The following is a 25,764-nucleotide window of genomic DNA, read 5'->3' on the forward strand; positions in this document are numbered from 1 at the left end:
GTTGCCACCAAAAGAACTTACCCTTCGATGGGCGTCAAGAAAAAATTGTTGCCCAAAGGAAAAGTCTCTTGGACCGCGTAGCGAAAGGTGTCACACCAAGAGAAAAGTTCTTGGTGACGCTCCGGCCATACTTCGATTAGTATGCCTGGACGCCATACTTCGACCGTTTCTTCAATTCCCTTGAGCACATCGAACTCTGCGCCTTCTACATCGATCTTGATGAAGCCTACAGGTTTATGTCGCAAAAACAGGTCGCCAGGGAGACATTTGATAACTCCATGGTCGGCCTTAAGCATCTGCGCTTGACCCATGTTATTGGAGATCGGGTAGAATACGTCTGCAAAATTAGATTCTGAACTGAGCGCCAAGCCAAGATAGGCAAGATTGACATTCGTGCAGCCGTTGAGCGCCAGATTGATCCTTAGGATTTCTATGGCTTTCGGGTTAGGTTCGAAGACTATAACCTCTGAAGGGCTGCAGAATTTTGACACAAATATAGAGTGGTTGCCGATGTTGGCACCGACATCGACAAAGACTTTCCCAGGCGGGGAAAGGCGCTTGATCAAATCGAGTTCATCTCGCTCATAAAAATCACCTCGCATCAAGAACGATTGAACGTAATCCATACTGTTCGATATGAAAAAGCTGACTATCTTGCCGTCAATTCGATGACTAATTATGGTTCCACTCGATTCTGAAGCATCCTGTCGGAAGTGAAAGCGCTCCCAAGTTTCGCACGCAGGCCTTGATAAGGTAATACGGCCGTCTGTCTCAGCGCATAGAAACGTTCCATTTTGTTCTAACCCAAATTCTCTTTCATTTATACTTACAATATTAAACATATTCCCCGATATAACGTTTATGTCGTCGAAATCTACTAACTTATTTGAACCGACTATCGCTGAATATCCGGCAAGATACATTATCTCTTTCTCGATCCCGGAATCAACGAATCTGAGATAAGCTTGCGAACCCAATTGCACCAACACGATATTGCTTGGACTGCGCTCAAAAGCTCCGTGCCGGACTTCGCCGGATGACGTGTCGACGAACACTCTCGTTCCGTGCGACGTAAAGACTTGGCTAGTTCGATTGGCATTCGCGCCCATAATAAGGCCCTCGCTCGATCCCGCGAGAGTGTAAGCACATTTGCTATTTTTGCCATAGACGAGGACACAGCGGTGAACGGGCCGGAGGCAAAGACTCATTTACAGGCTGCTCATGGCAATACGGGCTGGCCTGGCGATACGAGGATTTCGCATGCTGGCGGTAAGCTCTGTCTACGGTTCTCTGGGGTGAGGATCGACTGGTGAACAAGAGACGGTTTACTGTTCTAGCAGCGTCCTCATTGCTTGCTAGCATGGGTCCCGCGATGCTGCGAAGCGACCCGGAAAGAACCTACGCGGCCATGTCTCCCAAATCTACCTTGGCCCACCCATCGCCAACCCTCCTTACCGCGCCCATCGAGCTTGCCGGAGACTGGGGCCGCATGCTGGAGGGTGCTGCCGTTCAGGTTCTCGAACGCATGCGCCATGCCTGCCTCGACGGCGTTCGCCTGTTGTCCGACCGCCAGCCGACGCGCCTGCGTGTCGACGAGCACACTTCCGGCACGCCGGCCATCTGGCTGCACCCGGACGGCAGCAGCATGGCCTGGATCATTGTCGATATCGGTGAGCGTGACTGGTCGAAGCTCGCCTACCAGTTCGGCCACGAGCTCGGCCATGTCCTCTGCAACAGCTGGCAGGCCGACGCCAAGCCTGCGCCGCCCTGCCAATGGCTCGAGGAAGCCATGGTGGAGGCCCACTCGCTGCGCGGGCTCGGGCGTCTGGCGAGAAGCTGGAAGGAGACCCCGCCCTTCGCTGGCGACAACGCTTTCGGCGATGCCATCGCCCGATACCGCCAGGATATCATCGACCGCTATACGGCGCTCGCCGGCAGCCAGCGGCTCACCGGCGACGCCGCAGCGTGGTTCGCCGACCATCGCGACGAGATCGAAACGCCCGCTCTCAATCCGTTCGCTCAGGCAATGTCGCTGACCATCCTCGCCGAATACGAGCGCGCGCCGGACTGCATCGAGGCGCTGGGCGCACTCAACCGCTGGCCTGGACGGACCAGGATTCCGATCGCCGAGTATCTGTTGAAATGGGAGGCAAGTTGTGGCGAACTGCAAGCCTCGCCCCGATTGCCAATCCGCCTGCGCCAGCTGTTGGGGATCACCTGACCAGTCGAGGAAAGGGCGCTCAGAAAGTCTGGTTGTAAGCGCCCACTTGCGAACTGCGGCGTAGCACGACGTCGACGGCCTCGAACATCTCCCGGCGGCGCAACGATGATATGGGGCTTTCAACGACCACGACAAGCTCCGGCTTGTTCGACGAAGCGCGCACCAACCCCCAGGTGCCGTCCTCGGCGACGACGCGCACGCCATTGACGGTGATCAGGTCAGCGATCTTCTGGCCGGCGAATGCGGCACCATTCCGCTTCATAGCCTGAAAGTCGGCGACCACCCGCTCGACGACGCCATACTTCACGTCGTCCGCGCAGTGAGGCGACATGGTCGGCGTGCCGAAGGTCAGCGGCAGCGCGCGATATAGGTCGGCCATCGAATTGCCGGGACTGCGATCCAGCATCTGACAGATGGCGATGGCGGTGATCAACCCATCGTCGTAACCGCGACCGATAGGCGGGTTGAAGAAAAAATGACCAGATTTTTCGAAGCCGGCGACGGCGCCGAGTTCGGCGACGCGACGCTTGATGTAAGAGTGGCCGGTCTTCCAATAGTCGGTGACCGCGCCGTTGGCCTGCAGCACGCTATCTGTGTGAAACAATCCGGTCGATTTGACGTCGACGACGAAGGTCGAGCCGGGATAGCGAAGCGAAATATCCCGCGCCAGCATCACACCGACCTTGTCGGCGAAGATTTCGTTGCCCTCATTGTCGACGACGCCGCAGCGGTCGCCATCGCCATCGAAACCCAACCCGACATCTGCCCGGGTCTTCAGCACCTTGTCCCTGATGGCATGCAGCATCTGCATGTCTTCTGGGTTTGGATTGTAGTTCGGAAATGTATGATCGAGCTCGATGTCGAGCGGGATCACTTCGCAGCCGATCCGTTCCAGCGCTTCAGGCGCAAAGGCGCCGGCAGTACCATTGCCGCAAGCGACCACGACCTTGAGCTTTTTCGAGATGCGCTTGTCCTGGGTCAGATCGTCTAGATATGTTTCTCTAAAGCCGGAAATGAAATCATAAGAGCCGCCGCCAACAAGATCGAAATCGCGGGCCAGCACAATCGTCTTCAGCGCGTTCATCTCTTCGGGACCGAAGGTCAGTGGCCGTGCGGCACCCATCTTGACGCCAGTCCAACCGTTTTGGTTGTGCGAGGCGGTGACCATGGTGACCGACGGCGTATCGAGCGCGAACTGGGCGAAATAGGCCATCGGCGACAAGGCCAGACCGATATCCTTGACCCTCGCGCCAGCGGCCATCAACCCGGACACCAGCGCCAGCTTGATAGAAAGCGAATAGGAGCGGAAATCATGCCCGGTGACGATATCGGGTCCAACGCCGAGACGGCGGATCAGCGTGCCGAGCCCCATACCGAGCGCCTGGACGCCGATCAGGTTCAGTTCGGGTGCTACCTGACCAAACCACCAGCGCGCGTCATACTCCCTAAACCCGGACGCCTTGATCAGCGCCGAGGTTTCAAACTCGAATGTGTTGGGCCGGGCTTCGTCAACGAAATTCAGCGACAAGACTGGAAACTCCGAACAGCAGGAAATGCCATGTTGTCGAGGCGGCAGGTTACCAGAACCATTCGCAAGCCCCTATCTATCACTTTGGTTGACCAGGCTTCCACGATAGGATGGGCGAATCCGAGATGCGGCTTTTTGCCTGGCCGTTCTTGCAATGCCCGCAGGCTTGATATCGTCAGCGAGATGCAGACTTTGGCGTTCGATTTCGCGGTGCCGTTTGCGATTTGATTTGGGTCTATACGGCGTTCCGACAAAGACCAGATTGCCGCCCGCTACAGCGGCATTATCGCGGCTTGAAAGATCCTGCTTTTCAGCCGGTAACGGGTCCATAACTCTCCTTAATGTCTTGTGATCGAGATGATTCGAGTTGTCCACAGCCGCAGCCACTTGCCCTATCTGCAGTTGCTGGAATCCTCCGAAAAAATGCCTTAAGCAGCCGTGAGCAAACCTGAAAATTTCTGCCCTTAAGAGCGCATTGCTGTTAATCACGGATCCAAAAATGCCGCTGTTTTTTTTCGACGTCCAAGACGGCAAATCCCATTCTTCTGATACAGAGGGCACCCACTACGTAGGTGCGCTCGAGGCCCGGGCAGACGCAGTTAGAATGCTCGTCGCGATGGCGCAGGACGAAGCTCGGGGCGAATTGCCGAGCAAACTCTCGGTCACTGTATCTGACGAAAGCCGTCGGCCCGTTATGGAAGCAAACATCGATTGCACCATAAAGGTTTTTTGAACCGTTCCAGCTTCGCGTGCGGTCAGTCGTCAACCGTGGCGAAGCTATTCTAAAGAATTTGAAGGCTTCCACTTCGTAGCCTTAGATATGTGCTTCTGATGGTTGAGACATACGCGGTTTGGAAGTTGCGAGCGTTGATAACTCGCAGATTGAGCGCTGCGTCTCCCATACTCGGCAGTCCATGGCCGTCCGTTATTCGGTATCACTGTCGGTATTGAACTGGACGGGGCCCTGGCACATCGCCAAGAATCTTTGCCGCTGCAAAGCCAATCCGGCGGAACCGCCGTACACGACGTTGACCGTACCATGACCCGACGGCGGGGCGCTTCGTCCTAATGCGGTCATACCGCGCAGAGCGCGGGCCCGCGTGGCGGAAACCACTGCAAGTGCTATGAAGAAGAGAATGCCTGGATCGGCGCTGCCACCCGACACCGACATGGCAATTATGCTTGCAAGGGCAGCACTCCTGACGCTTGCCACGACCGCATCGGTCTCTGGGTCCACCCACTCACGAGCCGCGCCCAGCCCCCTGGCCAGAATACAGAGCAGGATAGCCATCATCAGCGATCCGAATAAGCCCAGTTGGGAAAGGACGGCGATCGGCCAACTCGATGCCCTTGAACTGCCGAAACCAACGCCCAGTCCACTGGTATCGAGAAAGGACTGTAGACTCTTCACATTCCAATAGGTGCGCTCATGGCCCGACGCGGAATCCGCTTTGTTAACGATAGTGCTGTTGATCAGCCTGACAAAAGGGTCCAAGGCCTCGGCTTTGTAAAGGCTGATGCCCAATATGGCGGTCCCGCCCACCACCATGAGAGCGATTATCAGCATCTCTTCGCGCTCGACTTTTCCCTTAAGGACCGAAGCCAACATAGAAAAAGCAACAGGAATGCATACCAGAGCCAGCCCGACGTAGGCGGTCGATGAAGTCGACAGAATGGACAGGAAGAGCAGGATACCCGACAGCCATTTCGCAAGAGGTGATTTTGTCTTCCTCCAGTAGCTGTAGCAGAATGCCAGACAGGCGAGGGAAACGCTGGCGAACGAAGAGGCCTCCGAAAAAGGCCCGGTGATCCGTACGAATCCGGCCTCGATCGCGTCCGTTATGATCGCGTAGTTGGCGGTTCTGATCGGGGCCAGCAAGTCTCCCGCTCCCACGTTCTTGCCGACAAAATCGATCAACCCCATTCCCGTGTGCAGGCCACACCAAAGGAAGAAGCCGCGGCGGACTTGGTCGATCCGGTTGGAGTGCAGCAGCAGAGTGCAAAGCGCTATCGCCGCGAGTGCACCAAGAATGAAATAACCCGTCTGAGAAATGTTGCCTGTTACCGGCGCCAAAGAATCTTCTACGACTGTGCCCCGGGTCTTGGACTGCACGAAGACCGCCGTCTGTCCTGCAAATAACCTAGGAAACAGCCATGATCCGATGATTGCGTAAACCATGAGGCTTGTAAGAATCCAGACTGGCCGGATGCTTCCGAATACGGTTCCGAGGTCAAACCAGATTCGACGTCTCGCCGCGACGGCCGTAACGAGCAGGACCGCGAATATGGTGTAGATCAACGGCGATGACCCACCCAGAAAGGTAAGGGTCATGACGGCCGTCGCACCGAAGGCCTGGGAAGCGATCAAGCCGATGATCAGCATTCCCCTTGAATAGTAAGCAACGACCAAAATAGCCGCGCATATTAGCAGTCCCGGCAAAGACACCTGCATGCCGATCGAGCTTCCCGCTTGGTTGGCCCCAGTGACGCGGATACAGCAAGCTGTCCGACGGTCGATCTTTCGGCAGGTGGATATCCCGGGCAAGAGAGTCAAAGGGGGTAGCCTCACCTGCGAAGGTAGAAAGCGCAGATGCGTTTCCACCTCCCTTACGGCTAACAATGAAAGTGGTGGTCCGCTCACCATGCTCTCTGAGGCCGAATGTACCTGCTATCGCTCTCGCATTGAAAATGCATGTGGTCATGACGGAGGACAAAATAGGCCCTCGGAGGAGCGGTAAGCGAGTCGGCGCCGTGGAGCCATTGAGGTGTTTAGTGATGGCGAGCCTTTGTATTCTTGTTCCTGTACCCTCCTGCAAATGGCTAACCCTCAATCCCGGCACGCCGCCTAAAGAACGGCTCGACTAGGGAAGTCTGTGACCTTACCAAAGTCGTAGGCAGCTTTTGCTTTCTGTCGCAAAACCTGTGTCAATGATGACGGAAATGGGAGGCTCGGCAATGGGCGGTTGTCTAAAGCTCCAGCACAAGGAGGACAGGCGATATGACCACCCAGGTTGTATATCGCGCATTCGGGCCCAAGCAGGTCAGGCAACTCAAGGAGGTTTACGAGTGTGCACGGGCGGTGAAGGCTAAGTACCCCGAGAGCCATCTTGCGAGCAAAGCCGCCAAAAGGCTCATCGACGCTTTCGAAGCTGAGCTCCAGAATGACGGAACCGTTCTGGATGTGTGTTGGCTGACCGAGGCTGATCCTCAGGGAACCGCCTGAGGCCGGGCATTCATCACTCGTACCTCTGTCTCGGGGTCACCGCGGCTCATCTGCACGGCTTGGCGTCCTGCCGGGCCGGCAGGGGACCTTTCGGGCAAGGTTTGACGTTGTCAGGGGATGCAAGAAGCCGCAACTTCCCCCTATCGGATAAGGACCGGCATCTCTTCCGCCTTAGTCAGATTGCAGCGCATATGGCGTGGCTCCACATCGGCTTCTGTCGCCGGCGTAATTATTTACTAAAAATTAACCTATGTTAGCGACTGCTTGCGAATAGCCCATAAGCTGTTCAGGTTGTTCTGATTGGGCAAAAAAGGAGCAGCAGAGGGCGCCAAGTTGGGAAATCCCAGCTAAAGCTCTCAAAACGGGCTGGGTATCAAACTTTTGAAATTCTGAAGCATCTGAAGAATGAGGGGCTAATCGGCCGCCGCAGGGGCGGATTTTTGTGGAAAAAAGGGTGGGTAGGAATATGAGTTCCGCAGCAGGACTGCATAAGTACACTTCGGTAAATCACAAAGAAATTCCGTCCGACGGAACGGGAATAGTCAACGAACAAGTAGGCAGGGAATGCCTCCTCATCTTAGACGGAAGGGCCCTAGACCGCGAATGTCTCGCATCGGCCCTTCAGGACCACGAACTCGGCATGGCGGTCCAGGCCATGGGTTCAATAGACGAATGGCGCGCGAAAAAGGGGACGCCCCCTCCCCTTGCAGCCATTCTCTTCAACCTTGGAGGTCGGAAGGTAACCGATCATGGTATGGTGGAGCAGATCAGGCGCATTTCGAGCGAATTCGAGTCGGTGCCTGTGGTGATTTTGGCCGACACAGACGACCTTGCACAGATATTGACGGCTCTCGAATGCGGCGCACGTGGCTACATTCCCACCTCTGTAGGGATCGACGTCTGTGTCGAGGCAATCAATCTCGCGGCGGCGGGCGGCATATTTGTTCCGGCAAGCAGCGTCCTATCCATGCGGCACCTGATAGATGCAGGCAGCCGTGACACGAGGCCTTTAACCGGCATGTTCACGCTTAGGCAGGCTGAGGTCGCCCAGGCGCTCCGACGCGGCAAGGCGAACAAGATCATCGCCTATGAGCTCAATCTGCGAGAAAGCACCGTGAAGGTGCACATCCGCAACATCATGAAGAAGCTTAAGGCGACCAACCGTACGGAAGTCGCCTACAAGGTCAATGATCTCTTCGCGGAAGGAACCCCGGCTGAAGACTTATCGCAGTAACAAGCGGCCCTCCTTGAAGCGGAGGGCCGTTCTTAAACTACTCTGCTTCAAAATCGGGTCGCTCGCGAACGCTGACAATTTTTGATCCGCGACAATGGGTGCGCTCTGGCGCGGCTTGCTACCCAGAGCGCCAAACGATGCCGTAGCCGATTTTTCATGAGCGTTCCAAAAGCGCATGGATTCGGCTGTTCTAAAATTCCAAAGATCGCCTCATCATGCGGAGCCAAGGGCGGATCCGCGCCTTCCATCCACCATAAGTGCTAAGCGGTGACCTTATGGAGAACGCGAAAATCCAGGGCCGAACATGTAGACTTTCTATCAACATGGAGTGGTCCGCATGTCTGAGCAAAGCCCCTGTTTTCGAAAATCCGGACGCCTTCAAGAACGTGGCCGTGAACTGATCCCGGGCGGAAGCCACACCTACGCGAAAGGCGAGGATCAGTATCCCATTCTCGCGCCTGGCTTCATCGAACGTGGTCTGGGGTGCCACGTCTGGGATGTCGATGGCAACAAATACATCGAATTCGGCATGGGCAACCGTTCCGTCGGGCTGGGGCATGCCTACCCAACCGTGCTCAGAGCGGTGGAGACGGCGCTCAGCGGTGGCTCAAACTTCACGCGACCAGCCAGGATCGAAGTCGACTGCGCCGAAACATTCCTGGAGCTCATTGGCGCCCAGATGGTAAAGTTCTGCAAGGACGGATCGGACGCGACTTCGGGGGCTGTCCGCCTTGCCCGCGCATATACGGGTCGCGATCTCGTCGCATGCTGCGCCGACCACCCCTTCTTTTCAACAGACGATTGGTTCATTGGGACCACACCGATGAATGCGGGAATCCCGGAAGCGGTCCGGAACCTGACCGTCTCTTTCCGGTACAACGACATCGCCAGTGTAGCGGATTTGTTCAACAGGTACCCGGGGAAGGTAGCCGCCCTGATCCTCGAACCCTCCCGTGGCGACGATCCGGCGGACGGGTTCCTGCATGAGGTCCAGAATCTTTGCAGGGAAAACGGCGCACTGCTCATTCTCGACGAGATGATCACCGGGTTCAGGTGGCATGCAGCTGGCGCACAGACGCTCTACGGTATCGAACCGGACTTGTCGACGTTCGGCAAGGCCCTTGGCAATGGATTTTCGGTCTCGGCCCTGGCAGGCAAACGCGAATATATGCGGCTCGGTGGGCTCGATCATACGGATCGCCCCAGGGTGTTTCTGTTGTCGACCACGCACGGGGCGGAAACCCACGCGCTTGCCGCGGCGATCGCGACCATGCGCACCTATCGGGACGAGCCCGTCATCGAACATCTGCACCGTCAGGGAACGAAATTAAGGGACGGGATCGCAGAGGTTGCCAGACACCATGGAGTTGATAGGCATTTCAAGGTTGTCGGCCGTCCCAGTTGTCTGGCGTACACCACGCTCGATCCAAGCGGCAAGCCCTCGCAGACATACCGTTCCCTGTTCCTGCAGGAGACGATCAAGCGTGGTGTGCTCATGCCATCTCTCGTCGTCAGCTACACTCATGACGACGCCGCGGTCATGAAGACGATCGAAGCCGTTGACGGGGCGCTGGCAGTGTACGCGCGGGCCTTGGAATCGGGACCAAGCCACTTTTTGGTCGGTCGCCCCTCGCAACCCGTGTTCCGTCGCTTTAACAATGGCGATGAACAGGCAAGGATGCCTGTGGCCTCAGCGAACCCACTCGCTGCAAGCAGTGCAACAAGCCGGCAGTCAGAGGCCCACCGGCTCGTCGCAACGTCATGACGTTGTGAAGACGTTGCTTTTTCATTCTCTTGGATTGAGCCAGCGCGGCATCGCATTTCGGCCGAGAGATAGTGGCGAGGCAGGGAACGTTCGTGGGGTAAATGGACCGCTTGGTCAGAGTTCGCGCACCCATAGCTTCTTTGCGAGATAATATAGCCACCCGCTAAAGAAGCCTGGCCTTTCTGAGCGTAAATGCCTCGGCAAAATGTTCCGGCGCCCGGCACTCCATCCCTCGCAATCTTGCCAGCCCGGCGAATGTCTCGCGGTCGAACCAGTCCTTGGAGCGCTGCGTCCCGAAGTGCTGGTGTAGAAGCTCGATCTTGCGTTCCAGCACGGCGGCCGTAAGCGGCACATAGGCATTTGGTTGGCAAAGATCGCCATCCCATTTGGGAATCTCGTATTCGATCACGAGATGATCGCGGAAGACATTCCAGGTCAGTTGGTTGACTTCCCGGTGGTCCTGATGCGCATCGAACCTCGCGTGGGTCAACACGACGTCGGCATGAACGCGAGATCTCAAATCGATCAGCCACTGCTTTATCGCTCGGCTGTGGGCCGGGAAGTAGCTATCTTCGAAATCCGCGATATCAATCCTGGACGATTTCGATCCCTCAAGAAACGCTTCGGCCGAAGCGCTGGCCTCGGCCGACCGCTGGCCGCCGGCGCTCAGTACACACCAGTGGACGTCTAGTTTGACCCCAGACTCGATCAACCCGAGAATAGTGCCGCCGGCTCCGATCTCGATGTCATCGGAATGTGCACCAAGGCAGAGGATCGAAAGTTCCTCCCCGCGACGTGCGAGGCCAAGCCCTCTCATGATGCGGCCAACACCATGCTGCGCCTGATTTTTTCGGCGGTGACCTTCTTGTTCCAGGGCATGTCGCCTCGTTCGACCATGTCTTCGAGCGATTGCCAATCGCGCAGCGTGTCCATCGAACGCCAGAAGCCCTCGTGCTTGTACGCCATAAGCATGTTGTCATCGATCAATCGTCTGAAGGGTTCGAGAACAAGCTCCTCGCCGTCTCTCATATAGTCGAAGATCTCCGGGCGAAACACGAAGTAGCCGCCATTGATCCAGATCTCCGACGTATCCGTGGTGCGGAACTCGCGCACACGACCGTCTTCCGCGATGTCGGCCAAATGGTATGTCAGCGGCGCGCGCACCGCAAGAAAACAGCCGATTTTGCCGCTGGCCTCGAATCTCGCGATCACATCGTCGAGATCGACATTGGTCAGGCCATCGGAATAGTTAGCCAGGAACATCTTCTCGTTCTTGACCTGGTCCCTTGCTGCCCAGAGGCGTTCGCCAATATTGCGCCAGACCCCCGTATCAAGCAGGGTAATGCTCCAGTCCTTGACCTTGTCGCCGAGCAGTTTCACATCCTGGCCTCCCTGCGTCACCACGCAATCGGAAAAAGTCTGCGGCCGCGTGTTGAGGAAGAAATCCTTGATGACGTTGGCCTTGTAGCCCAGGCATAAGACGAATTCGTCATGTCCATAGTCGCTGTACCACTGCATTACGTGGCGCAGAATCGGCTGGTGGCCGAGTGGAATCATCGGCTTCGGTATACTGTCGGAATAGTCGCGGATCCGGGTCCCGCGACCGCCGCAGAAAAGGACAACTTTCATCTCCGTAACTCCGATGGATCAATCACTGTCACGAAAGGAATTGGCACCACAAACCTTGCACCCCAAGCAGCGACATGGCGCATCTGCTCGATGATCTCGTCCTTCAGGTTCCATGGAAGGATCAGGATGTAATCTGGCCGGGCCTCGTCGATCGCCTCGACGGATTTGATTGGGATATGCATTCCCGGTGTGAAGCGGCCATGCTTGTAAGGATTACGGTCGACGGTGAAGTCGAGGAAGTCGGTGCCGATCGCGCAGTAATTGAGCAGCGTGTTGCCCTTTCCGGGCGCACCGTAGCCACAGATTTTCCTGCCTTCGCTTTTGGCCGAGATAAGAAAAGCCAGGAGGTCGCGCTTCGCACGCTGTGCCTTGTGGCCGAACGAGGTATAGGTAGCCATCTCCGTCAGCCCGTGCCGCTTTTCGCGGTGGAGAAGTTCGGCAACTCGACTACTGACGCCCCAGCTACTGCCCTCATTGGCGAGATAGACGCGCAGTGAGCCGCCATGGGTGGACAACTCCTCGACGTCGACCAGCCGCAATCCGTGGCGAGCAGCCATCACGTCGATCGTCAGCAGCGAGAAATATGAAAAATGCTCGTGGTAAATCGTGTCGAACTGGTTCTCCGCCATCAGTCGCTCGATATGTGGAAACTCGAGGGTGACCACGCCCTCTGGTTTGAGCAGGATTTTCATCCCAGCGACGAAGTCATTGAGATCCGGCACCTGCGCCAAGACGTTGTTGCCGATAATGAGGTCCGCGCGAAGTCCTTCGGCCACCATTTGATTTGCCAGCCGAACCCCGAAGAAGTCGACCCGGGTGGGCACGCCCTTCTCGACGGCGGCGCGCGCAACATTGGCGGCGGGCTCGACGCCGAGCACAGGAACGCCGAGCGGTAGAAAGTGCTGCAGCAGGTAACCATCGTTGCTTGCGAGCTCCACTGCAAGGCTGTCGGAGCCAAGCCCAAGGCGTTTTGTGATCGCCTCGCAATAGACTTTCGAATGAGCCACCCAGCTTGTCGAGAACGAGGAGAAGTAGGCGTATTCGCTGAAGATAGTCTCAGGGCTCATGTACTCCTTGAGCTGCACCAGATAGCAGGTGTCGCAGACAAGCACGTTAAGCGGATAGTAGGGTTCCATCTGATCAAGCTGGTCGGCCTGCAGGAAACTCTCGCAAGGCGGCGACATGCCAAGATCGACCAGGGTAGTGCGCAGGAGCGACCCGCAAAGCCTGCAACCGACATTCCGGCGTGCCGCACCACGATCGCGAACGATTTCGACAGCCTGAATGTTCATTCCCTACTCCTGGACGGCTGGTTTGGAAAAACGGAGACGCTGTGGGCTACGAAGAACCTATGCTTGCCGCCAGCGCCTCCGTAGGCAGATGGCGGCAGGTTAGAACCCCGCCCCCCTTGGTTCGATTTGCCAATCCGTCGGGTGCCTTAGTCCTTATAGAGAACTGGCCGCGGCAATGCCGCCGCCAGCCCGCCGAACGGCTAAAGCGATGTTGCGGATCTACCGCTATCGGAGAGGCCACCTAAGGCTTAGGTAGCCCTTCCAGCTTAGGCTGACGACGCTGACAATTAACGGGCCGGTCTAGCTCGGCACCGGGGATTCAGGGCGACATGCAGTTTACCGAAACAGAGCTTCAAGGCGTCTGGCTGATCGAGCCTACTTCCATGGTTGACGACCGTGGTTCTTTCACTCGCCTTTTCTGTGAAAAGGAGATGGCTGACTGCGGTCTGGCGACGCGTTTTGTCCAGCACAGCCGGGCACATTCGGTCAAAAAGGGAACGCTCAGGGGGCTACATTACCAAGAGGAGCCTTATGCCGAGATCAAGCTGGTCTCTTGTGTCCGCGGCGCGATTTTTGACGTTGTCGTGGACCTGCGCCCGAATTCGCCTACACGCTATAACTGGCTTGGTTTCGAGCTGACGCCCGAAAACATGAAGCAAGTCTATATCCCTGCCGGGTTCGCTCACGGGCTCCAGACTCTTACGGACGACACCGAGGTCTCGTATCTCATATCGCAGTTCTATACGCCCAACGCATCGACAGGCGTCCTCTACAACGACCCTGCCTTTTCGATCAGCTGGCCACTGATGCCGACAGCAATGTCGGACCGGGACAAAAGGTGGCCCCTTATCAGACGGCGGACCGCTGCCGGAGCCTCATAAAGCTGCTGTCAGGAGACCGTATTCCGAAAGAAGTATCGCCGCGGCGGCCAGCTCCTTGAACGGCAGGTTCGAACGCTCCGCCATGGACAGAAGCGAATGCTGGCCGTCGGCGAGGTTAAGCACCCAAAGCAGGGCCATCGACGTTACGCCTGACGATTTCTGCCCTCCCACGGCTGCATAGAGGCCGCGCTTGCCGAGTTGTGGTTCGCCCTTGGGGAAGAGGTTCAACGGCGTCCAGTTCTCTTCAACAATGTCGATCACGTCCGTCAGGATGCGAAAAGAATCCTCGAGATGTTCCGGGCTGATGAAGTCGAGGTTGTCGGCCGACGTGTGGTATTCGGGGAAGGTCCCGTGAACGCTCCGCTGGAACATACCGACCGGAAGATTGAAGCCCGGCGAACAGTATTGCCTCTCATCATAGCCGTAGGGGGAGAAATCCATCAGCTTCGCTCCGGCTTCACGCCCGAGCACGTGCGCCATCGCGCGGTCGATGAAGGCGTCGCCGCGGCGGCTGCGCTTGTAGGCCGGGCTTGCGGCGTCCCCAACACACGAAAGGACCAGGCCGTGGTCGATGAGATGTGTCCGGTCTTCATTGCGAGACAGCCATGCGATCGAGCCGATCGTGCCAGGAGCGAACAGGAAATGGTAGCTGTTTCGCGTATGCTTTGCCTTTAAACTTCTTGCAAGAAGCGCCAGCAGGGCTAGTCCTGAACAATTGTCGTTGGCCAAGGAGGGATGACAGATATGCGCGGAAAGAAGGAATTCCCGGTCCGTCTGCCCGCGGTGCAGATATTCGCCATAGGTCAGGCTGCCGTCCTTCAATTCGGTATCGATATCCACCCGATAAAGGCCGTCAGGCAGCCTCGTCAAATGGTCGTGAGCCATGCAGAAGCCCCAGGTCGGGGCGTAGTAGCACGTACGATAGGGGATGCGTTGGGGCTGGTCAGGCAGCGTATGGATGTGCGGTTTTAATTCTTCGAGCGTCAGTGTTCCCTTGAAGGGAGTGCTGTAGTTGACGACGTGCAAGTTGGAGTCGACAAAATCCACGACCGTCTGCCCATCCGGGCCTCTGATCCTGGCCGAGCGGATGTTCCATTCCTTTGGAACGGTCCAGTCGAACACCTGCGTTCCGGTGGGTACCTCATGGCGCTCCAGATTGACGTGCTCCGACAGGATATCCAGAGTTCGTCGCACGCCGTCTCCGGTGATGCTCCTGCAGATCGGAAAGAGCTGTTCGGCCAGAGCGTAGATTTCCTGGCCGACACTCATAGAAGCAGGTGGCGAGCCGAGCCCGTCGGGGTTCACATGTTCCATCCCGGCTATCCCGCCACGGCCTCCAATGTTCTCGAGGCTTCGGCGACCCGCATCCGCTCGTCCAGAAGTCCGCTCGCGAGAAGGTGCCTGATGTGGCCGATGCGCTGGAAGCGCGGGCCCTCGAATTCCTCAAGGGTGACATTCGACTTCCGATAGGCTTGGTAAAGTTGCTCGGCACCCTTGCGCGCATCCCATTGCGGTTTGAAGGCAGGAAGGGCAAGCGCGATCTTGTCGAAGTTGACGCGGTAGGAGCGTTTGTCGGGTCCGGCATCGGACGCGAATTCAAGCCGGCAGTCCGGCACGACCTCGGCAACGATTTCGGCTATGTCTCGAATCCTATAATTGTGGTCCGTCCGTCCCACATTGAAGGCTTCGTTGTGGATGCTCTCTCGCGGCGCTTCCAGCCCGGCAATGAACGCCCTGGAAATATCCTCGATGTGGACGATCGGCCGCCATGGCGTTCCATCGGACTTTAGGAGGATGACGCCCTTGGTAACCGCCCAGGCAACGAGATTGTTCAGCACGATATCGAATCGGAGCCGGGGCGACAGCCCATAGGCCGTGGCGGGCCTAAAATAAACGGGAGAGAAGCTGCTGTCGGCCAGTTCGGATATATCCCGTTCCGAAAGCACCTTGGACCAGCCATAGGGCGTAACCGGGTTCAGGTTGCCTGTTTCGTCGACCATCCCGTCGCCGGCCTGTCCGTAGTTGCTGCACGACGACGCGAAAAGGAAGCGCGACACGCCGGCCTCCTTGGCCGCCGTCGCGAAACGGACGCTTCCCTTATGGTTGATCTCGTAAGTGATGTCCGGATCGAGATTGGAAAGCGGATCGTTGGAAAGCGCTGCCAGATGAATGACGGCATCAAATCCTTCCAGGTCGTGCGCACGCACGTCCCGGACGTCCTTTTGGATGGAGGGAACGGAAGCCCGCTCTCCTCCCGAAGCAAACGTGCAGCGCCGGTACAGATCGCTGTCATAGCCGGTCACCGAATGCCCTGCACGGAGCAGCATCGGCACCATCACCGAGCCGATATAGCCTTGATGGCCGGTTACCATGACTTTCATCGTGCACCTCTTCTCAAGTGGATAGTGATCGCGCAGAGGCTACTTGGACCCAGAGGAATGGAGGAGAACGCCAATGGGCGACCAGGATGCCCTGTTGGACGAAGCGTAGTCGCCGGCTACTTCTTTCGGAGCGGTGCTGTCTAATCCTTTCGGACCAGTTGGCGCGCACGCCTGGCCCTCCCTTGCCGCAAGGAGCGCCGCGTTCATTGGCTTTGCGCCACAGGGTCTTGAGGTATGAGTTCCAGAATCCAATCCCTATATCCGCGACTGTTGAGTTCTTGCGGCTTGAATCCTGTTCGTTCCGGCTTAAAGGGCGAACCTATGACATCGGTCACTTCCCCGCTCGTAGGATCGCGCCAGAGGGCGCGGATAGAAGTCGTCGACAGTTGCGCAAGGTCGATGGTGACGCCATCATTGTTGGGCATATAGACGACGGCATAGGAGCCGTCCCTGGCCGTCGCGGCGACCGCCCTCCCCATGTCCTTGCCCATGCCGTCGACCAGCAATCTGTTCTTGCTGTCGGGTTCGAGCAACCACCACTTTATTGACGAGATGAAAGCGAAAAGCACCTCCATGCTCGTCGCGCCGGGACTGTCGAGAGCCTCCTTCCACCCCATAGTCGGCCGAAACAAGCCAGGCCCCCCGAAATGCCATATCGGGTTGTTGCCGTAGAGATGCCCGAACGCACCCGATAGGATCGCCTGGTAGGCCTGAATTCGGATCCGGTACTCGTCGGCGCCATATTCGAATTCGTAGGCGGTCTCCATCAGGAAGAAGGGCATGCCCCTGTTGAGATTGTGCTCCCTGATCGCTGCGGTATAGACCGGGCCGTAAGTGAAGACGTTGTTCACCTCCAGCCAGGGTTCGTGCCCCCAGAAATCGACTGGCGCCGTGTCGGAACCGCCGTGGAAAGTGCCGAGGGCTTGAGGATCCTCTTCCATGATGCCCTTGGCGAGAGCCCTGACGAGATCCTTGTCCGCAGGATTGTAGTCGCCGCCGTTGACCCACATGATATTGTCGAAATGCCGGTAGCGACGTCCAACAAAGTGGCCGTAGTCGCTAAGCTTGCCTACCCCTGCCGCGGACATTTCCTGATACCAACCGTCAGGGCCACCGCCATATCCAAGATATGCCGGAGCGAGCAGTACCAGGAAACCAAGGTCGCATGCCTTCTGCAGAACGCGGTCGGCATGAGCAAAATACGCCTCGTTCGGAGCAACGAAATCGCCGTTTTCAGCGAATGGCTTCTCGCCATATGCGTCTGCAGGCGCGTTTCGGGAGAACCGGTGTTCGAGAAGGTTGACCAGAACGGTGTTGAACCCGCGAGCCTTGCGGTCCTCGAGGTAGAGGTATGCGTCTTCCTCGGTCAGATCGCCGATCAGCGACCACGGCGAGTCACCTTGCATGAAGAACGGGTGGTCGTCCCCGTCGACCGGATAGCTCTTCCCAGATTCGATCCGGAGCGGGAACACTGTTCCGCTGCTGCTTCCGCAGGCCAAGCTTCCCGTCGCCATGACTGCGAGAAGGGCGCCGGCCATGAAAACAGACGCGATGCGCACTGTCATGACACTCCTCTCGTTCACCCAGGGTTCGGCACAGCGGACGCTTCACGGATGGCGGTGTGCTTGGCGTTGAACTCGCTTGAATCAACGATGCCGGAGGCCACGTCCTCACGTCTCATGGTTCCCGCACGCAACTGCCGGGCATAGGTTTCGATCCCATAGTCGTCCGCGGGACGGTCCAGCAGCAGCAGGTAAAGGAAACTGACATAGGCGCGGTCGGTCAGGCCGATCGTGGCATATCTGGTTTCGAAATCACCCGTACCCATCATTTCCATGACCATGCCGGCGAGTTTGCTGTCGCCGCTTTCAAGTGCCGCCGACCAGCGACTCAAACTGGCGGCATCACCCTCGTGGCCAAGCACGAGGCAGTAGGCGAAGCTTGCCTGCCTGAAATATTTCGGCTTGTTCGCTGCTGTGGTCTCGGGATCGCACTTCCGATTTGGCTTGGGTAACGGCTGCGGGCCGCGAGTGAAGTCACGCACGGTCCTGTAGGCGGGCTTCGGCTCGCCGACCCTCCATTTGCCATCGGAGGTGGCGGTGAGCCGCACCAACCCCATATTGGCTTCGAAGCTGGGGGCCCAGTAGGTTTCATCGAACAGTTCGTAGATTTGCGCGGCTTCGACCTTGTATTTGTCGCTGAGCTGGCGAAGCCGTGTCATTGTCTGCTGCACGCCGTCGGCCTGCTGCCGTTCGCTACGCTGGCTGCCATAGGGATTGTTGAATTCGGTTACCCAGATCGGCTTGCCGTAGCCCGCGATCTCGCGGAAAGCCCATTCCGGATCTTCGCCATACATGTGCCAGACCGAGATGTCCCAAGCGATTCCATCGTGCTTCATCCGGGCGAACGCGCCAGTGTGGCCCCATCCGGCGGTGCCGATCGCCTTCCTGATGCCCGGATCGACCTCTGTTATGCCTTCGGACAGGCCCTTGAGGACGGCACTCACCTTCACCCAGCGCGGGCCGTAGTAATCGAGTGTTCCCGTTCCTCCTGCCGGTCCCCATCCACACGGATATTGGGAGCCGTCATCGCGTTTCTCGCACGGCTTGATGATGGCATAGTTCTCCACCTCGTTGCCGAGTTCCCAAACGCGGATATCGTTCTTGAACCTAGCGCCAAGGGTGACCGCCAGTTTTCGGGTCTTCGCATAGATCTCGTCCGGGCTTTCCTTGTCCATGTCCACGACCGGCGTGAGGACCGGCAAAATCTCGATCCCCCTCGCCTTTCCGGCATCGACAAGGTCGGCAAGCATATCTGCATTGTCCTCGCCCGTAACGTTGACCCTGTATGACTTCAGGCCCAGGTCCTTGATGAAATCCAGTTGCCTTTCAAACGGGATGCCCGGATAGGCAGTTATCGGATGGCCATTGACGCCCCAGAGGAGATCGGCGGAAGCGGGCACTGCTGTCGCCAGCAGGCAGACCGCAGCGGCTGTGAAACGAATGGACATGGCAACTCGCCTCCCGGCCAAATTGAGACTGGATAGTCGAGACTGCAACCGCAGGACGCAATCTGCCCATACGGGTGAATGGGCAGCTTGCGCTACCCCTTTCGGAGGGCGCGTCCTACCCATTGGAATCACGCCATTGGTCCGCGTTGGTAAGGACAGAAGTACGCACTGTCGTGTTGGCGAGGGGATGAAAGCCGTGCCGGCACTTTCGGTTCGCTCCTCGGCTCCGCAAGTTTATGAAGCCGGCGCGCCGGGTCAGTTCGAAACGGTTCCAGCCTCCAGGAGCGGCTGTCCTCGTTGGCGCCTCGTGACCTTCCGGACGAAGTCGAGAGTCGGCCTTTCCACAAAGATGTGTGTCAGCACCCCGACAATAAGGCACACAAATACGACGGCGGGGGCAAAGATAACTTGTGACATTCCTCCGACAAACGTTGATTTGATTGCCCAGCCGTAAGCGATCATGACGAAGATGTGGCTCAAATAGAGAGCATAAGACGCATCACCGAGAAGGACTACCGCGCGTCCGGCTTTCGATTGCGGCCGTCTTATTTGTAGGAATGCGGCCACTATCATGGTTGCTGGAAGCCCCCATACAACGACCCGAAAAGCTTCGGACAAATTATCGGGATGATCTACGAAAATCGGAGCAACAATAATAACTATAAATCCGATAGCGCCTATTATTATCGGCACTCTCCACTGCCTGACGAAGGAAAATGACAACGCCAGAACAATACCAAAACAAAACTCCATCACGAGAGGGCTGGATATGAAATTGGAGAAGGTCGATTCCTGAATTTCGCGACCGACCAGCATTCCACTCAACATTAGAAAAATCGTCGAAATAGCCGTCGGAATAATTCTTTTCATATTTAGGCAGATCGCAAAAACTATGTAGAAGTATAATTCATATGAAAGCGTCCATGCGACATAGACGAGCTTGTCACCTGGAAGTATGAATATTGAATTCAATACTGTAAATAAATCTACGTTCTTGTTCTTAAGGAAACCTGCTGCGCAGATCCCAGCGATGACCGCGCTGCAAATCCAATACAAAGGGAATATACGCGTTGCCCGCTTGATGAGGAAGCGCTTTGGTGATTCAGAAGGCTGGCCTGGCGGAAAGCTGACATACACCATGATAAACCCGCTAATCACAAAAAATAGATCGACGCCAGCACCGCCAAATGCCGACATCCAGGCAGGGCTGAACCGGCCAACTTCCGATCCATCCGACATGTCAAGGGTATGGCGAAGTATGACCCCCAATGCGGCGATCGCGCGAAGCGATTGAAGTCCATATAGATCGCGATTTTTCTGGTTCATCTCGCCCCCCGGATGAGAAGAAGGTGGATCACCGTAAGTGCTCCCTCAAGTAATACCAATGCATACCTCCGGTGGATGGGTTGGGCCTCTTTGCACCTTATTTATCCAGTCGGATCAATCCTGAACTGGCCGGGAGACAGTCCGGGCACCCGGGTTCCCGCCTCCCTGCTACCGCTTTAGTCGGTGTCCTTCCCTAGCCTATTGGGCCTACTGACCGGCAACTCTGTTTGTCGGACTATCCATCGGGGCGCAGGCAACCGCGTCACAGGGAAAGGACACCCATGCTCTTGGTAAAACGCGCACTCTTTATGAGCGTGGGTGAACGCTACGTCCTGCTCGTGACGAACTTTGCCACCGCGGCATTGATTTCCCGAATATTGACACCTCGGGAGATCGGGGTGTCAGTGATCGGCATGGCGATCCTGGCGATAGCCCTGTCGATCAGGGAATTCTCCAGCTCGAGCTTCCTCATCCAGCGCAAGGATATCAGCCGTGAGGATATCCGCGGCGCCTTTACGGTGACGTTCATCCTCACCGGAGCCATCGCCACCACCCTCGTCGTCGCGTCCCCTTTCCTCGCCTCGTTCTACAACGAGCCAGGCCTCATTCCTTACTTCAGGGTCATCTCGGTCTGCCTCTTCCTCGATGCCTCGTTCAACCTGATAACCGCTCTCCTGCGGAGGGAAATGTCCTTCGGCAAGATAGCGGCAATCGACATAGCAGGAGCTGTGACGAACTCTGCAGCGACGATTGTGCTGGCATTGGCGGGCTTCAGCTACATGAGTTTCGCCTGGGCTTGGTTTATCGGCAGCGGTCTCTCCGCAGGTGTCGCCCTTGCCCTGTGCCCGCATTTCTGGATGTTCAAGCCGTCCTTGGCCAACTGGCGTGGGATGATCTCGTTTGGTGGATATAACGGCGCAATCGCCATACTTTTCCGCATGTTTGACGCCTTGCCCCTGCTCCTGTTGGGCCGCTTCGTGTCACCGAATGCAGCTGCCTTGTTCAGCAGGACACTGTGGATCGGCCAGATACCCGACAAACTGGTCATCGGCGGCGCCATAGCTGTGGTGCTGCCCGCCTTCTCGGCCGAGGCCAGACAAGGCAGGGATTTGAAGCGTCCCTATCTGTCCGCCCTTTCCCTCATCACAGCGCTTCACTGGCCGGCGCTCCTCGTGCTGGCGGTTCTGGCGTATCCGATCGTAAACATCGCGCTAGGTCACCAGTGGAGCGAGGTCGCGCCGCTCGTGCAAATCGTCGCGATCGCGCTGCTCTTTTCCTTCAGTTTCGAACTCAACTACCCTGTAATGGTTGCGATGGGAGCGATCCGAGACTCGTTCATCCGCGCATTGATCGTCTTCCCGGTTTCCGGCATTCTCCTTTCCTTAGCCATCGTCCTTGGCGGATTGCAGGCAGCCGCATGGTGCATGCTGGTGACCGTGCCGTTCCAGGCGTATATTACCTTGAGCTTCGTCCGACGCAGCCTAGGACTGGAACGCAGGGACGTGACCGGAGCATTGTGGAAAAGCGCTGTCGTTGCCTTCGCGAGCACGGTCCCACCCCTGGCAGCCATCGGGATATCCGGTTCCGGTTTCCGCCTCTCCAACATGGAAGCGATTGTCGCGGGATGTTTAGCGTTGGGGGGATGGGTGGCCGGATTGATCATCACCCGGCATCCCCTTCTTGACGAGATCATCAAGATTTTCCCGGCACTCAAGCGAGCGCGGGCTTCAGCAGGTTGAGCCACAGCTGCCGGCAGGGGGGCAAGCGGCCCGCCACCCGCGTGATGCAGAAAGCGACGGAAGGCCTCATACGGCTAGAAACTGGCCAATGAGCCGCGAAATCTTGCTCCGCTCCGCATTCCTTCGCAATCTGTTGGCCCAGTAAGTCCACCCCAGATATCCAGGGGGAATTTCCAGACCGAGTTCCCCGCAGTCTCGCGATATGCGGCCGAGCACGGATCGCTCCTGCCTGTCGATTCGGTGCGCCCTCGCCGGGAGGAATTTCTCCGGCCCAGTGTAGTGCCGGATCAATGCCCGATCCCAATATCTTGTCTGGAATGCCGACTTCTGAACGTTGAATTCCACAGGAAGCGTCTCCCATGCCCGATTGGCAGCGATGTTGAAGGCGCATTGGTCGACATGGATACACGACCCGTCCCAATAGGGACAAAACTCCGCATGCCTCTGGATGAGGGTATCGTACCGTTCAGGAATTCCCGAGCCAATCCATCGGGGGACATTGATGACAATCAGCCCAGAATTGAAGTAGCGCCGTTCGAGGCCGTGTTTTTCGCAGTTTTCGAAGAATGCGGGATTGTCGAAACCTGTGGATATGGAAAGGTCGGGCACGGCGGCGAGAGGCTGTGTTTTCGGCGCGGTAACCGCCAGATCAAGGGGCCGCATGACAAGTGTATCATTGTCGAGATAGCAGACCACATCATGTTCGCCCGAAACCGCGGCGATAGCTTCGGTTTTCTCGTATGCCGTCGATGTTATATGGCCATGACCGCACAAACCCCGGTGAACTGTCGATAGGGTGTGGGTCGCCAGCCGGTGGCCCTTCGCCTGGAGCACCCTGAGCACCGCCGGCGGGGGAACCGAACGGAATCCGGACTGAACAATATGGATGTCTATTTCCCGCTTATGGCACAATCCCAACGCCACGACGCTGGCATAAGTCAGGTCATCGCGCCTGCCGTCGGTCAGGTAAACGACACCGATGCGCTTTTCGGTCATGGGTTATCCTCTGCGCGGATGAAAGTGGACGTCCGTCCCGAGACGATGCTTCCGCGCCAGTAGCCATATGCTCGTGGCTTCGCCATCAATTCCGGCTCCAGGCCTCCGCAAGGCGCGAGCGGATGTGGCTTAGCGGATTGGGGAGATGGACCAAGTAGTCGACCGGCGGTAGGTAGGCCAGGCTCGGCGAGAGCGCGGCCGCAAACCTGAGGAGATCAAGACCAGCTGCCCGCTGGCCGCGGGCGATATGCGATAGACCAGACCAGTATGCCCGCTTTCCAAGATTTCGATACACACTGCGCCGCAGTTGCTCCACCCCAGGCACGCCGGCCGCTTCGTGCGAGAAGAAGCTGTCGAAGGTGAGCTTCTTCTCGATCATGTCGCGCTTGAAGTCCTGCCAGAATACCGCGGATAGATTCGCGCCGTGCACCCGCCTTATTCCATGAATGGCGTTTGTCACCGCCGCTCTGCGACCCAGCGAGAGCCGCAAGAACATTTCCAGGTCCTCGCTGTAGGATATCTCCGACCTGAAATGGCCAACCCGTTTTAGGTCGGAGGTTCTGATCAGCGCCGCGCCGCCCCCGAATAGAACCTTGCTCGGGAGAGACCGCTCCAAAGCGAATGTTTCCGTCGACAGGAATCGCCAGTCGTCGACGGCCGAATTCTCCACGACTGGAAAGGGACGCTCCTCATGCCAAACCAACTCGGCTCCGCACGCAAAGGAAACGTCGGGTTCTTTTTCAAGAACCGAGATGGCTCGGTGGAAACAACCCTCGACAAGCAGATCGTCGGCGCAAAGTATCACAAAATACTTCGAACTAGCCCAGTCCACACCCTCGTTACACGATGCGTGCAGGCCGAGATTTCTCTCTCGTGCCACGACCGTTATGCGCTTGTCCCGCTTGGCCAGATTTCTTGCAACATCGACGCTGTCGTCGGTGGAAGCATTATCGACGATCAAAATCCTGATATCGTCCACCTGCTGCCGCAGAATGCTGTCGACAGACTGGGGCAAGTAACGCCCGTAGCAGTAATTAGGAATCAGAATGTCGACTAGTGGCATCGATCAGCCTTCACAAATTCGTTGAGCCTTGGAACACAATTGCTCATCTGTTTCCCGAGACGGCACTCCGATCTTCGGTTTTGCCTTCGCAGATCGTTGCGTCGTCCGTCCTGACCTCCCGGCGGGCGAAAACTTGTGTCCGCAGGAGAACTTCCTGGTCCCTAAGCTCTTGCCTGTATCGCACAACGGTTTCGCGCACCTGCAGCGCTCGCAACTCCCGTTCCGCAAGAAGTGTGTCCAGCCGGGACTCAAGCCATTCCACGCTGAACGTTTCGACGCTGGTACAAAAGGCCGACAGACCGGTGTCGGCCGCAAGCGCGTCATGCTTTTCGAGGTATCCGAGAGATATGACAGGGAGACCCACCCGCAGGGCGCAGACAACATTGTGGAACCGGGTAGCGACGACGACGTCAGTCGTCTGCATTTGCGCCATAACGTCGTGAAGCGATGCAGACCGAGTGTAAACGACCCGGGCCAAATCAGCGTCGGAGAGCATTCCGCGAAGCTGTTCCATGACATCGACCACCGCGACTTCGTCGTTGTCCTGGCCCAGGATAAGGCGAACGGCAAAGCCGCGCATAACAATGCGTGCGACAAACTCGCCGAGTTTGGAAATATAGGCATTGTAGATCGCCTCACTTCCACCTGTGCGGCCACGGTAGTTCATGACGCCCACGCCCACGACGGTGGATGCCGAAATCTCGCGCTCGACGGGCGGAACTGGAAGGCCAAAGGCAAGATCGGGGAAAATCCGGTCGCTCGCGACATTGATCCCGAGGGACCGGATGAAATCGCGTGAAATTGCGTCACGATACGAGCGGTATGACGCACAGCGAGCAGCCCAGGCAAAGAACATCCGACTGAGCGGGTGGTAAGCAGGTCCGGCCCCAATGCTGGCAAATGCGACGACGCAGCCACGCAGTCTCGCCATCAGCAGCCATTTCATAAAGAGGTAGGGCATTCCAAATGGTCTGTCGCCAAAATCATCGAATGCACCGGTTCCGGGCAGCACGACAGCATGAAAACCCCGAAGCTTGAGGAAGGCCCGGATCGGTCCCAGCATCTTGTGCGGAGCCCGACCGAGGATGCGGTTGGCATTGTCGAGCCAACGCGATTTGATGGCGGGCCGCGTCAATTTGATGGTCTTCACGGCGAAGGCTTTCTCGACGGCTTCGGGCCATGTACAAATCACGGTAAGCTCGGCCTCTGGGCAGATCCGCCTCAGCGTGTCTATCATTGCCTCAAGCGAGCCGTCATTGCCGAAATTGCCGACGCCGAACTGTCCTATCAGGGCGATCCGAAGTCGCTTCGTGCTTCGCGTGACATGCATATGGTCGTAGCCATTTCGCAGCTCATGGACATGAGGTTCAAGCACGGTTTCAAGTTGCGCATTTTGGGACTGCATCGAAACCGTTCGCTCTCAATTCGTGAAGCCACACTCATTCTGCGATGAAGGGGCCAACACGCCCGTCGAAT

General features: G+C 57.3%; 22 protein-coding genes. 7 read left to right on the plus strand and 15 right to left on the minus strand.

Going from position 1 to position 25,764, the window contains the following annotated elements; genetic code table 11:
• Positions 1 to 17: 17 nt before the first annotated feature.
• Positions 18 to 1,055, minus strand: coding sequence for an FkbM family methyltransferase (locus tag EB233_RS27245; protein WP_171892266.1), 1,038 nt, complete (start codon positions 1,053 to 1,055; stop codon positions 18 to 20).
• A 434-nt stretch (positions 1,056 to 1,489) separates the two neighbouring features.
• Here EB233_RS27245 and EB233_RS27250 point away from each other — a divergent pair, with 434 nt between their 5' ends.
• Positions 1,490 to 2,221: a hypothetical protein gene (locus tag EB233_RS27250; protein ID WP_244277651.1), complete on the plus strand. Its 732-nt coding sequence runs from the start codon at positions 1,490 to 1,492 to the stop codon at positions 2,219 to 2,221.
• Between the two features lie 19 nt (positions 2,222 to 2,240).
• Here the strand turns inward: EB233_RS27250 and EB233_RS27255 are convergent, their stop codons facing one another.
• A complete protein-coding gene (locus EB233_RS27255; protein ID WP_064989261.1) occupies positions 2,241 to 3,749 on the minus strand; it encodes a phosphomannomutase/phosphoglucomutase in 1,509 nt (502 codons plus the stop codon).
• A gap of 72 nt (positions 3,750 to 3,821) precedes the next feature.
• The gene (locus EB233_RS27260) at positions 3,822 to 4,283 is read right to left on the minus strand and encodes a hypothetical protein (protein WP_171892267.1); all 462 of its coding nucleotides are present in this window, start codon (positions 4,281 to 4,283) and stop codon (positions 3,822 to 3,824) included.
• Between EB233_RS27260 and EB233_RS32345 the strand changes: the two genes are divergently transcribed.
• Positions 4,249 to 4,482 carry a DUF6894 family protein gene (locus EB233_RS32345; RefSeq protein WP_064989260.1) on the plus strand — a complete coding sequence of 78 codons (234 nt, stop codon included), beginning with the start codon at positions 4,249 to 4,251 and terminating at the stop codon, positions 4,480 to 4,482. The genes EB233_RS27260 and EB233_RS32345 overlap by 35 nt on opposite strands.
• A 192-nt stretch (positions 4,483 to 4,674) precedes the next feature.
• On the opposite strand, the gene EB233_RS27265 is transcribed toward EB233_RS32345, so the two are convergent.
• Entirely contained in the window at positions 4,675 to 6,201 is a 1,527-nt protein-coding gene (locus tag EB233_RS27265; protein WP_210262467.1) for a hypothetical protein, read from the minus strand.
• Positions 6,202 to 6,747: 546 nt separating this feature from the next.
• Here EB233_RS27265 and EB233_RS27270 point away from each other — a divergent pair.
• From EB233_RS27270 to EB233_RS27280, 3 genes are all read left to right on the plus strand, one after another.
• Positions 6,748 to 6,972 (plus strand): hypothetical protein, encoded by a 225-nt coding sequence (locus EB233_RS27270; RefSeq protein ID WP_027056140.1) that lies wholly within the window; start codon positions 6,748 to 6,750, stop codon positions 6,970 to 6,972.
• Between the two features lie 466 nt (positions 6,973 to 7,438).
• Positions 7,439 to 8,206 carry a response regulator transcription factor gene (locus EB233_RS27275; RefSeq protein ID WP_081294036.1) on the plus strand — a complete coding sequence of 256 codons (768 nt, stop codon included), beginning with the start codon at positions 7,439 to 7,441 and terminating at the stop codon, positions 8,204 to 8,206.
• A gap of 337 nt (positions 8,207 to 8,543) precedes the next feature.
• Complete coding sequence (locus EB233_RS27280; protein ID WP_081294035.1) at positions 8,544 to 9,971, plus strand: glutamate-1-semialdehyde 2,1-aminomutase; 1,428 nt, start codon at positions 8,544 to 8,546, stop codon at positions 9,969 to 9,971.
• A 163-nt stretch (positions 9,972 to 10,134) separates the two neighbouring features.
• Here the strand turns inward: EB233_RS27280 and EB233_RS27285 are convergent, their stop codons facing one another.
• From EB233_RS27285 to EB233_RS27295, 3 genes are read right to left on the minus strand one after another with little or no spacing between them, the layout of a single operon-like run.
• The gene (locus tag EB233_RS27285) at positions 10,135 to 10,788 is read right to left on the minus strand and encodes a PIG-L deacetylase family protein (RefSeq protein ID WP_027056141.1); all 654 of its coding nucleotides are present in this window, start codon (positions 10,786 to 10,788) and stop codon (positions 10,135 to 10,137) included.
• Positions 10,785 to 11,600, minus strand: a complete 816-nt coding sequence (locus EB233_RS27290; RefSeq protein ID WP_027056142.1) for a sugar phosphate nucleotidyltransferase — start codon at positions 11,598 to 11,600, stop codon at positions 10,785 to 10,787. The genes EB233_RS27285 and EB233_RS27290 overlap by 4 nt, the downstream gene beginning before the upstream one ends.
• Positions 11,597 to 12,892 (minus strand): class I SAM-dependent methyltransferase, encoded by a 1,296-nt coding sequence (locus tag EB233_RS27295; RefSeq protein WP_064989259.1) that lies wholly within the window; start codon positions 12,890 to 12,892, stop codon positions 11,597 to 11,599. The genes EB233_RS27290 and EB233_RS27295 overlap by 4 nt, the downstream gene beginning before the upstream one ends.
• Positions 12,893 to 13,221: 329 nt before the next feature.
• Between EB233_RS27295 and rfbC the strand changes: the two genes are divergently transcribed.
• Complete coding sequence (gene rfbC, locus EB233_RS27300; RefSeq protein ID WP_027056144.1) at positions 13,222 to 13,773, plus strand: dTDP-4-dehydrorhamnose 3,5-epimerase; 552 nt, start codon at positions 13,222 to 13,224, stop codon at positions 13,771 to 13,773.
• Here rfbC and EB233_RS27305 read toward each other — a convergent pair.
• The 5 genes from EB233_RS27305 to EB233_RS27325 form a co-directional block, all read right to left on the minus strand.
• Positions 13,768 to 15,087 carry a DUF4910 domain-containing protein gene (locus EB233_RS27305; protein ID WP_081294034.1) on the minus strand — a complete coding sequence of 440 codons (1,320 nt, stop codon included), beginning with the start codon at positions 15,085 to 15,087 and terminating at the stop codon, positions 13,768 to 13,770. The genes rfbC and EB233_RS27305 overlap by 6 nt on opposite strands.
• A gap of 5 nt (positions 15,088 to 15,092) precedes the next feature.
• The gene (locus EB233_RS27310; protein WP_064989258.1) at positions 15,093 to 16,154 is read right to left on the minus strand and encodes an NAD-dependent epimerase/dehydratase family protein; all 1,062 of its coding nucleotides are present in this window, start codon (positions 16,152 to 16,154) and stop codon (positions 15,093 to 15,095) included.
• A gap of 203 nt (positions 16,155 to 16,357) precedes the next feature.
• Entirely contained in the window at positions 16,358 to 17,719 is a 1,362-nt protein-coding gene (locus EB233_RS27315; RefSeq protein ID WP_155765336.1) for a glycoside hydrolase family 140 protein, read from the minus strand.
• A 14-nt stretch (positions 17,720 to 17,733) separates the two neighbouring features.
• Positions 17,734 to 19,164, minus strand: coding sequence for a DUF4214 domain-containing protein (locus tag EB233_RS27320; protein ID WP_064989257.1), 1,431 nt, complete (start codon positions 19,162 to 19,164; stop codon positions 17,734 to 17,736).
• 255 nt (positions 19,165 to 19,419) lie between these two features.
• A complete protein-coding gene (locus EB233_RS27325) occupies positions 19,420 to 20,490 on the minus strand; it encodes an acyltransferase family protein (protein ID WP_064989256.1) in 1,071 nt (356 codons plus the stop codon).
• 281 nt (positions 20,491 to 20,771) lie between these two features.
• On the opposite strand from EB233_RS27325, the gene EB233_RS27330 reads away from it, so the two are divergent.
• Positions 20,772 to 22,229 (plus strand): oligosaccharide flippase family protein, encoded by a 1,458-nt coding sequence (locus EB233_RS27330; protein WP_064989255.1) that lies wholly within the window; start codon positions 20,772 to 20,774, stop codon positions 22,227 to 22,229.
• 66 nt (positions 22,230 to 22,295) lie between these two features.
• Here the strand turns inward: EB233_RS27330 and EB233_RS27335 are convergent, their stop codons facing one another.
• The 3 genes from EB233_RS27335 to EB233_RS27345 form a co-directional block, all read right to left on the minus strand.
• Positions 22,296 to 23,225: a glycosyltransferase gene (locus EB233_RS27335; RefSeq protein ID WP_064989254.1), complete on the minus strand. Its 930-nt coding sequence runs from the start codon at positions 23,223 to 23,225 to the stop codon at positions 22,296 to 22,298.
• Between the two features lie 85 nt (positions 23,226 to 23,310).
• Positions 23,311 to 24,288: a glycosyltransferase family 2 protein gene (locus EB233_RS27340; protein WP_064989253.1), complete on the minus strand. Its 978-nt coding sequence runs from the start codon at positions 24,286 to 24,288 to the stop codon at positions 23,311 to 23,313.
• Between the two features lie 43 nt (positions 24,289 to 24,331).
• A complete protein-coding gene (locus tag EB233_RS27345) occupies positions 24,332 to 25,693 on the minus strand; it encodes a polysaccharide pyruvyl transferase family protein (protein ID WP_081294032.1) in 1,362 nt (453 codons plus the stop codon).
• Positions 25,694 to 25,764 lie beyond the last annotated feature (71 nt).

The organism is Mesorhizobium erdmanii, from assembly GCF_013170725.1.
GTDB classification, from domain to species: domain Bacteria; phylum Pseudomonadota; class Alphaproteobacteria; order Rhizobiales; family Rhizobiaceae; genus Mesorhizobium; species Mesorhizobium erdmanii.